Annotated in this window: 9 protein-coding genes; all 9 read left to right on the top strand. The window is 43.7% G+C overall.

The annotated features are described in order from the left end of the window. Positions 1-140: 140 nt before the first annotated feature. The 9 genes from M1F65_RS07680 (at position 141) to purN (ending at position 12,535) form a co-directional block, all read left to right on the top strand. Positions 141-296: a hypothetical protein gene (locus M1F65_RS07680; protein ID WP_000661692.1), complete on the top strand. Its 156-nt coding sequence runs from the start codon at positions 141-143 to the stop codon at positions 294-296. A gap of 24 nt (positions 297-320) precedes the next feature. Continuing rightward, the gene (locus M1F65_RS07685) at positions 321-533 is read left to right on the top strand and encodes a hypothetical protein (protein ID WP_042901919.1); all 213 of its coding nucleotides are present in this window, start codon (positions 321-323) and stop codon (positions 531-533) included. A 579-nt stretch (positions 534-1,112) separates the two neighbouring features. Next, positions 1,113-3,266 (top strand): peptide cleavage/export ABC transporter, encoded by a 2,154-nt coding sequence (comA, locus tag M1F65_RS07690; protein ID WP_247925744.1) that lies wholly within the window; start codon positions 1,113-1,115, stop codon positions 3,264-3,266. A gap of 12 nt (positions 3,267-3,278) precedes the next feature. Beyond that, the gene (comB, locus tag M1F65_RS07695; protein ID WP_247925745.1) at positions 3,279-4,628 is read left to right on the top strand and encodes an HlyD family secretion protein; all 1,350 of its coding nucleotides are present in this window, start codon (positions 3,279-3,281) and stop codon (positions 4,626-4,628) included. 169 nt (positions 4,629-4,797) lie between these two features. After that, positions 4,798-5,505: a phosphoribosylaminoimidazolesuccinocarboxamide synthase gene (purC, locus tag M1F65_RS07700; RefSeq protein ID WP_227232164.1), complete on the top strand. Its 708-nt coding sequence runs from the start codon at positions 4,798-4,800 to the stop codon at positions 5,503-5,505. Positions 5,506-5,562: 57 nt separating this feature from the next. Next, positions 5,563-9,288, top strand: coding sequence for a phosphoribosylformylglycinamidine synthase (locus M1F65_RS07705; protein ID WP_247925746.1), 3,726 nt, complete (start codon positions 5,563-5,565; stop codon positions 9,286-9,288). A 12-nt stretch (positions 9,289-9,300) separates the two neighbouring features. Continuing rightward, positions 9,301-10,743, top strand: a complete 1,443-nt coding sequence (purF, locus tag M1F65_RS07710) for an amidophosphoribosyltransferase (protein ID WP_247925747.1) — start codon at positions 9,301-9,303, stop codon at positions 10,741-10,743. A gap of 221 nt (positions 10,744-10,964) precedes the next feature. After that, a complete protein-coding gene (gene purM, locus M1F65_RS07715) occupies positions 10,965-11,987 on the top strand; it encodes a phosphoribosylformylglycinamidine cyclo-ligase (RefSeq protein WP_065371468.1) in 1,023 nt (340 codons plus the stop codon). Next, positions 11,984-12,535, top strand: coding sequence for a phosphoribosylglycinamide formyltransferase (gene purN / locus M1F65_RS07720; protein ID WP_247925748.1), 552 nt, complete (start codon positions 11,984-11,986; stop codon positions 12,533-12,535). Before purM ends, purN begins: the two co-directional genes overlap by 4 nt. Positions 12,536-12,559 lie beyond the last annotated feature (24 nt).

The raw sequence follows: 12,559 nt of genomic DNA on the forward strand, positions 1-12,559 counted from the left end.
TTTTTAGTGTATGGCAACTGCTATTGAATAGTCATCTTTTAGTTATTATCAATGAAATAAGAACTAATTTAGGAATAGTAGGGATTTTGGTTGGAGTAGCTATTGGATTAGCCAGTATTATTTAAAAAGGAGAGAGAAAAATGAAAGAAATGGATAAAAAATTTGATATCATGACAGAAGAAGATTTGGCTCTTACTGAAGGAGGCTTCATTGTCACTACTTCCACAGCAATAGCTTGGGGTGTATTAGGAGTAGCTGCTTATATGTATGGGCGTTATCTAGGAAGTAGACGTTAATCTAAATATAGAAGGAAATTAACTATGAGTCGTAACCTAAATCTCAATACATTGTTACCTAAGCTAGCCACTATACTTCCTTTGTTAGGAATAGGTCTTAATCTTACGCTTCATCTAATTCGTACGGGTTCGCTAGTATCTTTTGATTGGCAATGGAGTTTAATAGGTTTGATTGCTGCAGGCTATTTTGGTATTTTTTGTAAGGATTTGAAGAAAAATAATCAAAACTATAAATGATGAATTTGAATGGAAAGGATTTTGTGCATGTAAATGGCGGAGTTTTTCCACCTTGTTTTATCCAGAGATCTATCCGATTCTGCTTAGTTTGTTTTATAGAGGATATAAGTACAAAACAACAGATAGTAAGATTGGGAATTGATGGAACATCAGATTGGAGTTGGAGATGAAAGTCGTTCAATTACTACAAAAAAGCTTGGCCAAAGACCACTGTATTATTTAGCTCGATGGCTTAATTACTTATTAGAATCGTGGCTAATATAAACAAAATAAATCTACCTACGTGGTTTGAATATTTTGATATACCTAAGATTTCATCATTCTTGATGACATTTATCTTACTTTATAGAAATATCATTTCAGAATAGTTTATTTCTAGGCATTCATTTTTTAACGGTTACTTTAAACAGGCAGAACTTTTGTTCTGCTTTTTTACATTTAAATGATAGTTTATGCTTTTTAAAGTGCGTTTCAGGTGCAAAAATAGTTTATTTAGGAATATTTTCCTGTTTTTATCCTTATTTGGTTAAAATAATCTTACAAATTTTTAAAGAGATTGTTAGAAAAAAGGAGATGGATATGAAATTTGGGAAAAGGCACTATCGTCCCCAGGTGGATCAGATGGATTGTGGCGTGGCTTCCTTGGCTATGATCTTTGGTTACTACGGTAGTTATTACTCCTTGGCTCATCTAAGAGAACTAGCTAAGACGACCATGGATGGGACGACGGCTTTGGGCTTGGTCAAGGTGGCACAGGAAATTGGTTTTGAAACGCGAGCTATCAAGGCGGATATGACGCTCTTTGATCTGCCAGATTTGACCTTTCCTTTTGTGGCTCATGTGCTCAAGGAAGGAAAGTTGCTCCACTACTATGTGGTGATAGGTCAGGATAAAAAGCACATTCATATCGCTGATCCGGATCCTGGTGTCAAGCTGACCAAGATTTCCCGTGAGCGTTTTGCGCAAGAGTGGACAGGGGTCAGTATTTTTATGGCGCCATCTCCGGGCTATAAACCTCATAAGGAGAAGAAACAGGGTCTCCTATCCTTCTTGCCGATTTTATTCAAACAGCGTGGCTTAATTACCAATATCGTCCTAGCGACACTCTTGGTAACCTTGATCAATATCGTGGGCTCCTACTATCTTCAGTCCATCATTGATAGTTACGTGCCAGACCAGATGCGCTCGACGCTGGGCATCATCTCTATTGGGTTGGTCATCGTCTATATCCTCCAGCAGATTTTGTCTTATGCGCAGGAATATCTTTTACTTGTTCTGGGGCAACGGCTGTCTATCGATGTGATTTTGTCCTATATTAAGCATGTTTTTCACCTGCCAATGTCCTTTTTTGCAACACGCAGGACAGGAGAGATTGTATCTCGTTTTACAGATGCCAACAGTATCATCGACGCGCTAGCTTCGACCATTCTTTCGATTTTCCTAGATGTGTCGACGATTTTGATTATCTCGCTCGTGCTATTTTCACAGAACATCACGCTCTTTTTCATTAGTCTGCTTGCGCTTCCCATCTATACAGTGATTATCTTTGCCTTTATGAAGCCGTTTGAAAAGATGAATCGGGATACCATGGAAGCTAATGCGGTTCTGTCTTCTTCTATCATCGAGGACATCAACGGTATTGAGACCATTAAGTCGTTGACCAGTGAAAGTTCGCGCTATCAAAAGATTGACAAGGAATTTGTGGCTTATCTGAAAAAATCCTTTACCTATAGTCGGGCAGAAAGCCAGCAAAAGGCACTGAAAAAAGTTGCCCAGCTCCTGCTCAATGTTGCCGTTCTCTGGCTGGGAGCTATTCTTGTTATGGATGGGAAAATGAGTTTGGGTCAGCTGATTACTTATAACACCCTGCTTGTTTACTTTACCAATCCTTTGGAAAATATCATTAACCTACAAACCAAACTTCAGACAGCGCAGGTTGCCAATAATCGCTTAAATGAGGTTTATCTAGTAGCTTCGGAGTTTGAGGAGAAGAAAACGGTAGAAGATTTGAGCATGATGAAAGGGGATATGACCTTTAAACAGGTTCACTATAAGTATGGCTATGGTCGAGACGTCTTGTCAGATATTAATTTTACCATTCCGCAGGGTTCTAAAGTGGCTTTTGTGGGGATTTCAGGGTCAGGAAAAACCACCTTGGCCAAGATGATGGTTAATTTCTATGACCCTAGTCAAGGAGAGATTAGTCTAGGTGGTGTCAATCTTAATCAGATTGATAAAAAGGCCTTGCGCCAGTATATCAACTACCTGCCTCAACAACCCTATGTCTTTAACGGAACGATTTTGGAGAATCTTCTCCTTGGAGCTAAGGAGGGAACGACTCAGGAAGATATCTTACGGGCAGTTGAATTAGCAGAGATTCGGGAGGATATTGAGCGCATGCCACTGAATTACCAGACAGAATTAACTTCGGATGGGGCTGGAATTTCTGGTGGACAACGGCAGAGAATCGCTCTGGCGCGTGCTCTCTTGACGGATGCACCTGTTTTGATATTGGACGAGGCGACTAGCAGTTTGGATATTTTGACAGAGAAGCGAATCGTGGATAATCTTATGGCTTTGGATAAGACCTTGATTTTCATCGCCCATCGCTTGACCATCGCTGAGCGGACAGAGAAGGTTGTTGTTTTGGATCAGGGCAAGATTGTCGAAGAAGGTACCCATGCAGACTTGCTTGCACAGGATGGCTTTTATGCCCATTTGGTGAATAGCTAGAAAGAGGAGAAGATGAAACCAGAATTTTTAGAAAGTGCGGAGTTTTATAATCGTCGTTACCATAATTTTTCCAGTCGGGTGATTTTACCTATGTCACTTCTGCTCATGTTTTTACTGGGATTTGCAGTTTTTGCAGAGAAGGAGATGAGTTTGTCTACCAGAGCGACTGTCGAACCTAGTCGGATCATTGCCAATATCCAGTCGACTAGCAATCAACGCATTGTGGCAAATTATCTGGAAGAAAACAAACTAGTCAAGCAGGGGGAACTCCTCGTTCAGTACCAGCAAGGTGCGGAAGCTGTCCAGGTTGAGGCATATGCCAGTCAATTGGAGATGTTAAAGGATCAAAAAAAGCAGTTGGGGTATTTGCAATCCAGTTTGAAAGAGGGGAGTGATCAATTTCCAGAGGCGGATAAGTTTGGTTATCAGGAGATGTTTCGAGATTATCTCAGCCAAGCTAGTAGTCTTAGGAGCAATGTTTCGCAGCAAAATGCCAACATCTCCTCGCAGAATGCGGCAGCAAGTCAGAGCCAGGCCGAGATTGGCAATCTTATCAGTCAAACAGAGGATAAAATTCGAGATTATAAAACAGCTAAGTCAGCGATTGAAACAGGAGCTCAACTGGATAGTCAAAATGCAGCCTACTCATTTTATCAGACCTATAAAAATCAAGGTGAAGATGATTCGCAAGCTAAATCGCAAGTTATTGCACAGATGGACGCGCAGATTGCCCAGCTAGAGTCTAGTCTAGCTACGTATCGTGTTCAGTATGCAGGTTCGGGAACCCAGCAAGCCTATGCAACGGGACTGGATAGTCAACTGGAATCGCTCAAGTCCCAGCACCTAGTCAAAGTCGGTCAGGAATTAACTCTTTTGGATCAGAAAATTTTAGAAGCAGAGTCGGGTAAGAAAGTCCAAGGAGGTCTCCTAGAGAAGGGGAAGATTACAGCAAGCGAGGATGGGGTGCTTCACCTTAATCCTGAGACCAGTGAATCTACGATGGCTGCAGAAGGAACCCTGCTAGCCCAACTCTATCCATCTTTGGAAAAAGAAGGAAAAACCAAACTCACAGCCTATCTCAGTTCAAAAGATGTTGCTAGAGTTAAGATTGGAGACTCTGTCCGTTATACTACGACTAATGATGCGAAGAATCAAATTTTCCTGGATTCCACTATTACAAGTATTGATGCGACAGCTACCAAGACTGAAAAAGGAAATTTCTTTAAAATTGAGGTGGAGACCCATCTGACTTCTGAGCAGGCTACAACACTTCGCTATGGCTTAGAAGGTCGCTTGCAGATGATTACGGGAAAGAAAAGCTATCTCCGTTATTTTTGGGATCAATTTTTAAATAGAGGGTAATATTCGTGTTTTTCAGAGGATAAATGATTTTAAAACTGTAAGAGGAGCTTATCTTGCAGTTTTTCTTTACACTTAAAATAGGAAAAACGTTATTTATTCGTAAAAACCTTGAATTTTTCATACTTTTGTGGTAAAATGTGCTCAAGTAAAACGAAAGGCGAACTTTAAAATGTCAAAACAACTGATCTATTCGGGAAAAGCCAAGGATATCTATACAACTGAGGATGAAAATCTCATTATTTCAACTTACAAGGACCAGGCAACTGCCTTCAACGGTGTCAAGAAGGAGCAGATTGCAGGTAAGGGAGTGTTAAATAATCAGATTTCATCTTTTATTTTTGAGAAATTAAATGCGGCTGGTGTAGCGACTCACTTTGTGGAGAAACTTTCAGACACGGAACAGCTCAATAAAAAGGTTGAGATTATTCCTTTGGAAGTTGTGCTCCGCAACTACACGGCTGGTTCCTTTTCAAAACGTTTTGGCGTCGAAGAAGGTATCGCATTTGAGACTCCGATTGTCGAATTTTACTATAAAAATGATGATTTGGATGATCCGTTTATCAATGACGAGCATGTGAAATTCCTTAAAATTGCGGATGACCAGCAGATTGCTTACTTGAAGGAAGAAACCCGTCGTATCAATGAGCTCTTGAAAGCTTGGTTTGCTGAGATTGGTCTTAAGCTAATCGATTTTAAACTGGAATTTGGTTTTGATAAGGATGGCAAGATTATCTTGGCAGACGAATTTTCACCAGATAACTGCCGTTTGTGGGATGCGGATGGCAACCACATGGACAAGGATGTTTTCCGTAGGGGATTGGGAGAACTAACTGATGTTTACGAAGTTGTCTGGGAAAAGTTGCAGGAATTGAAATAACAACACCTAGAAGTCGTTGGGAACATTGCAAGAGCTGAAATAAAGGAATAAGAATTGATGGAAAAACGTATTTTTGTTGAAAAAAAGGCTGATTTTCAGGTCAAGTCAGAGAGTTTGGTAAGGGAGCTCCAGCACAACTTGGGACTGTCAACTTTGAAAAGTATTCGCATTGTGCAGGTTTATGATGTCTTTGATTTGGCAGAGGACTTGTTTGCACCTGCAGAGAAGCACATCTTCTCTGAGCAGGTGACGGATCATGTCTTGGACGAAGCGGCCGTGCAGGCGGATCTTGCCAACTATGCTTTCTTTGCCATTGAAAGCCTGCCAGGGCAATTTGACCAGCGTGCAGCTTCTTCACAGGAAGCCTTGCTTTTGCTGGGGAGTTCGAGTGATGTGACAGTCAATACAGCTCAACTTTACTTGGTTAATAAAGATATTGATGCGACTGAGTTAGAAGCGGTCAAGAACTATTTGCTTAATCCAGTTGATTCTCGCTTCAAGGACATCACGACAGGGATTGCCAAACAGGAATTTTCAGAGTCAGACAAGACCATTCCGAAATTGAATTTCTTTGAAAGCTATACAGCAGAAGACTTTGCCCGCTACAAGGCAGAGCAAGGGATGGCCATGGAAGTGGACGATTTGCTCTTTATCCAAGACTACTTCAAGTCAATTGGGCGCGTGCCGACTGAGACTGAGCTCAAGGTTTTGGACACTTATTGGTCTGACCACTGCCGTCACACGACTTTTGAGACAGAGTTGAAACAGATTGATTTCTCAGCTTCTAAATTCCAAAAGCAATTGCAGGCGACTTATGACAAGTATATTGCCATGCGTGAGGAGTTGGGGCGTTCGGAGAAACCGCAAACCTTGATGGATATGGCAACTATTTTCGGTCGTTATAAGCGTACTAATGGGCGTTTGGACGACATGGAAGTGTCAGACGAAATCAATGCTTGCTCGGTCGAAATCGAAGTGGATGTTGATGGTATCAAGGAACCTTGGCTCCTTATGTTCAAAAACGAAACCCACAATCACCCAACTGAAATCGAGCCATTTGGTGGCGCGGCTACTTGTATCGGTGGAGCCATTCGTGACCCATTGTCAGGCCGTTCCTACGTTTACCAAGCTATGCGTATCTCTGGTGCAGGTGACATTACAGCTTCGATTTCAGAAACTCGCGCTGGGAAATTACCACAACAAGTCATTTCGAAGACAGCGGCTCACGGTTACTCTTCTTATGGGAACCAGATTGGTCTTGCGACGACTTACGTTCGTGAATACTTCCACCCAGGCTTTGTAGCCAAACGCATGGAGCTTGGTGCCGTTGTTGGTGCTGCTCCCAAGGGCAACGTTGTCCGTGAAAAACCTGAAGCGGGCGATGTGATTATCCTCCTTGGAGGTAAGACAGGCCGTGATGGTGTCGGTGGTGCGACAGGTTCTTCTAAGGTTCAAACGGTTGAGTCTGTGGAGACTGCTGGTGCTGAGGTTCAAAAAGGGAATGCCATCGAAGAACGCAAGATTCAACGCCTTTTCCGTAATGGTGAAGTAACCCGCCTCATCAAGAAATCTAATGACTTTGGAGCAGGTGGGGTCTGTGTAGCTATCGGTGAATTGGCAGACGGTCTTGAAATCGACCTTAATAAAGTGCCTCTTAAATACCAAGGATTGAACGGTACAGAAATTGCTATCTCTGAATCTCAAGAACGGATGGCAGTTGTGGTGCGTCCTGAAGACGTAGATGTCTTCGTTGCAGAATGTAATAAAGAAAATATTGATGCTGTTGTGGTTGCGACAGTGACTGAAAAACCAAATCTAGTCATGCACTGGAATGGAGAGACAATCGTGGACTTGGAACGTCGTTTCCTTGATACAAACGGTGTGCGCGTAGTCGTTGATGCCAAGGTGGTAGACAAGGATGTCAAGCTTCCAGAAGAACGTCAAACATCTGCTGACACACTTGAAGTTGATTCCCTTGCGGTTCTATCTGATCTCAACCATGCGAGTCAAAAAGGATTGCAAACCATCTTTGACTGTTCGGTCGGTCGTTCAACGGTCAATCACCCACTTGGTGGTCGCTACCAACTCACACCAACTGAGGCATCTGTGCAGAAATTGCCAGTTCAGCACGGGGTGACCAATACTGCGTCAGTCATGGCCCAAGGCTTTAACCCTTATGTGGCAGAATGGTCTCCATACCACGGTGCTGCTTATGCGGTTATCGAAGCAACTGCTCGTTTGGTTGCTACTGGTGCCAACTGGTCCAAGGCTCGTTTCTCTTACCAAGAGTATTTTGAGCGGATGGACAAACAAGCTGAGCGTTTTGGTCAGCCAGTAGCAGCTCTTCTAGGCTCTATCGAAGCACAAATCCAACTTGGCTTGCCATCTATCGGTGGTAAGGACTCTATGTCTGGTACCTTTGAAGAATTGACAGTACCACCAACCTTGGTTGCTTTTGGGGTGACGACGGCAGATAGCCGTAAGGTCCTCTCTCCTGAGTTCAAGACTGCTGGTGAAAACATCTACTACATCCCAGGTCAAGCTCTTTCTGCAGAGATTGATTTTGACTTGATTAAGTCTAATTTTGCCAAGTTTGAAGGCATTCAAAAGGCTCACAAAGTGACATCTGCATCAGCTGTCAAATATGGTGGTGTCCTTGAAAGCTTGGCTCTTGCTACTTTTGGGAATCATATCGGTGCAGAGGTAACCTTGCCTGAACTTGAAACGGCTTTGACAGCTCAGCTAGGCGGATTTATCTTCACCTCGGCTGAAGAAATCGTTGGAGTGGAGAAGATTGGACAAACAAGTGCCAACTTTACACTCCTTGTCAACGGTGTGAAGCTGGATGGACACAAGCTTGACAGTGCTTTCCAAGGAAAACTGGAAGAAGTTTACCCAACTGAATTTGGCCAAGCCAAAGAACTGGAAGAAGTGCCAGCTATCGCTTCTGGCGTAGTCATCAAAGCCAAAGAAACTATTGAAAAACCTGTCGTTTACATCCCAGTATTCCCAGGAACCAACTCAGAATATGACTCAGCCAAAGCCTTCGAAAAAGAAGGTGCAGAGGTTAACTTGGTGCCATTCGTGACCTTGAATGAAGAAGCAATTGTCAAGTCAGTTGAAACCATGGTTGACAATATCGGCAAGGCAAACATTCTCTTCTTTGCAGGTGGATTCTCAGCTGCGGATGAGCCGGATGGATCAGCTAAGTTTATTGTCAATATCCTTCTTAATGAAAAAGTGCGTGCTGCGATTGATAGCTTTATCGCTCGTGGTGGCTTGATTATCGGTATCTGTAACGGATTCCAAGCTCTTGTCAAATCAGGTCTTCTTCCATACGGAAACTTTGAGGATGCCAGCAGTACTAGCCCAACCCTCTTCTACAATGATGCCAACCAACACGTGGCCAAGATGGTGGAAACTCGGATTGCCAATACCAACTCACCATGGTTGACTGGAGTGCAAGTGGGTGATATCCATGCCATCCCAGTGTCGCACGGTGAAGGGAAATTTGTCGTGACGGCTGAGGAATTTGCAGAGCTCCGTGATAATGGACAAATTTTCAGCCAATACGTTGATTTTGACGGCAAACCAAGTATGGACTCTAAGTACAATCCAAATGGTTCTGTTAATGCCATCGAAGGAATTACCAGCAAGAACGGTCAAATCATCGGTAAAATGGGACACTCAGAACGTTATGAAGATGGTCTCTTCCAAAACATCCCAGGAAATAAAGACCAGCACCTGTTCGCGTCAGCTGTGCGTTATTTCACAGGGAAATAAAAGGTATAAAAAATGACATACGAAGTAAAATCTCTTAATGAAGAATGTGGTGTTTTCGGTATCTGGGGACATCCAGATGCTGCAAAATTGACCTATTTTGGTCTCCATAGTCTTCAGCACCGTGGTCAGGAGGGGGCAGGAATCCTCTCCAATGATCAGGGGCAATTGAAGCGCCATCGTGATATGGGGCTTTTATCAGAAGTCTTCAAAAATCCAGCTAATTTGGATAAATTGACTGGCACGAGCGCGATTGGGCATGTTCGTTATGCGACGGCTGGAGAAGCTTCTGTAGATAATATCCAGCCCTTCCTTTTTCGCTTTCATGATATGCAGTTTGGACTTGCTCACAATGGAAATCTGACCAATGCCGAATCGCTCAAGAAAGAATTGGAACAAAGTGGCGCTATTTTCAGTTCAACTTCGGATTCGGAAATCTTGGCTCACCTCATTCGTCGGAGTCACAATCCGAACTTGATGGGTAAAATCAAGGAAGCACTCAGCCTCGTCAAAGGTGGCTTTGCTTATATCCTGCTATTTGAGGACAAGTTGGTTGCGGCCCTTGACCCTAATGGCTTCCGCCCTCTTTCTATTGGGAAAATGGCAAACGGAGCGGTGGTCGTTTCGTCAGAAACCTGTGCCTTTGAAGTCATTGGTGCCGAGTGGATTCGCGATGTAAAACCAGGAGAGATTGTAATCGTAGATGACAATGGGATTCAGTACGATAGCTATACGAATGATACCCAGTTGGCGATTTGCTCTATGGAGTATATCTATTTTGCCCGTCCTGACTCTAATATCCATGGTGTCAACGTCCATACAGCTCGCAAACGTATGGGGGCCCAATTGGCGCGTGAATTTAAGCACGAAGCGGATATTGTGGTTGGTGTACCAAATTCCTCGCTCAGCGCAGCTATGGGATTTGCAGAAGAATCTGGTCTGCCAAATGAAATGGGTCTGATCAAAAACCAATACACCCAACGCACCTTTATCCAACCGACTCAAGAATTGCGGGAGCAAGGAGTGCGGATGAAACTGTCTGCTGTTTCGGGTGTTGTCAAAGGCAAACGTGTGGTGATGATTGATGATTCCATTGTTCGTGGGACAACCTCTCGCCGTATCGTTCAGCTCTTGAAAGAAGCGGGGGCTTCTGAAGTTCACGTTGCTATTGGCAGTCCAGCGCTAGCTTATCCATGTTTTTACGGGATTGATATCCAGACGCGTCAGGAGCTGATTGCGGCCAATCATACGGTCGAAGAAACTCGCCAAATCATTGGTGCGGATAGCCTGACCTATCTTTCGATTGATGGTTTGATTGATTCTATCGGCATCGAAACAGATGCGCCAAACGGTGGTCTCTGTGTCGCTTACTTTGACGGGGACTACCCAACACCTCTCTACGACTATGAGGAAGAATATCGTAGAAGTTTGGGTGACAAGATCAGTTTTTACAAATAGACAGATAAAGACTCTCCATTAAAGGAAAGGAATAAACAAATGACAAATAAAAATGCATACGCTCCACGTCTCACTACTGACTAAAAGCTAAAGCATTTGTCAGTAGACGCTTTCTCCTATGGGACCAAAGCTAGAGACCTGACTAGTATTTTTAGATAAAATGATTGTTTATCTAAAAATACGTTGCAGTCTTTCTCAAAAAAAGAAAAGGAATGAATAAAATGACGAATAAAAATGCTTATGCGCAGTCTGGTGTGGATGTTGAAGCGGGTTATGAAGTTGTTGAGCGGATCAAAAAGCACGTGGCTCGCACGGAGCGTGCAGGTGTTATGGGAGCTCTGGGTGGTTTCGGTGGTATGTTTGACCTTTCAAAAACAGGTGTCAAAGAGCCCGTCTTAATCTCAGGGACTGACGGTGTCGGAACCAAGCTCATGCTGGCTATCAAGTACGACAAGCACGATACCATCGGGCAGGACTGTGTGGCTATGTGTGTCAATGATATCATCGCTGCAGGTGCGGAGCCTCTTTACTTCCTTGACTACGTCGCGACCGGCAAGAATGAACCAGCTAAACTAGAACAAGTCGTTGCTGGTGTGGCAGAAGGTTGTGTGCAGGCAGGCGCTGCTCTCATCGGTGGGGAAACGGCTGAAATGCCTGGTATGTATGGCGTAGATGATTACGATCTGGCTGGATTTGTGGTCGGCGTAGCTGAAAAATCTCAAATCATAGACGGTTCAAAAGTAGCTGAAGGTGATGTTCTTCTCGGACTTGCTTCAAGTGGGATTCACTCAAATGGTTACTCTCTGGTTCGCCGTGTTTTTGCCGACTACACGGGTGAGGAAGTCTTACCAGAATTGGAAGGCAAGAAACTCAAGGAAGTCCTTCTTGAGCCAACTCGTATCTATGTCAAGGATGTCTTGCCACTCATCAAGGAAGAGTTAGTCAACGGCATTGCCCACATCACAGGTGGCGGATTTATCGAGAATGTCCCTCGTATGTTTGCGGATGACCTGGCTGCTGAGATTGAGGAAAGCAAAGTTCCAGTCCTCCCGATTTTCAAAGCCCTTGAAAAATACGGTAAAATCAAGCATGAGGAAATGTTTGAAATCTTCAATATGGGTGTGGGACTCATGCTGGCAGTTAGCCCTGAAAATGTAGGTCGAGTCAAGGAATTGCTGGATGAACCAGTTTATGAAATTGGTCGCATCGTCAAGAAAGAAAACGAAAGTGTCATCATCAAATGAAAAAAATAGCGGTTTTTGCCTCTGGTAACGGCTCAAATTTTCAGGTGATTGCCGAAGAGTTTCCGGTGGAGTTTGTCTTTTCAGACCATCGTAACGCCTATGTGCTGGAACGTGCAGACAAGCTCGGCGTCCTGTCCTATGCTTTTGAACTCAAGGAGTTTGAGAACAAGGCGGACTACGAAGCAGCTCTTGTCGAACTCTTGGAAGAACATCGGATTGACTTGGTTTGCCTCGCTGGCTACATGAAAATCGTTGGGTCAACCTTATTGGCAGCTTATGAGGGCCGAATTATCAACATTCATCCAGCCTACCTGCCCGAATTTCCAGGAGCTCATGGGATTGAGGACGCTTGGAATGCTGGGGTTGCTGAGAGCGGCGTGACCATTCACTGGGTGGATTCTGGTGTGGACACAGGCAAGGTTATCAGACAAGTGCGTGTGCCAAGGCTAGCGAATGATACTATCGAAAGCTTCGAAGCTCGCATTCATGAAGCAGAGTACAAGTTGTATCCAGAGGTGTTGGATAACTTGGGAGTGGAGAGAAGGTAAGAGGTAAATCAAGTTTTGATTGCG

The organism is Streptococcus oralis, assembly GCF_023109195.1.
Classification (GTDB): Bacteria; Bacillota; Bacilli; order Lactobacillales; family Streptococcaceae; genus Streptococcus; species Streptococcus oralis_BV.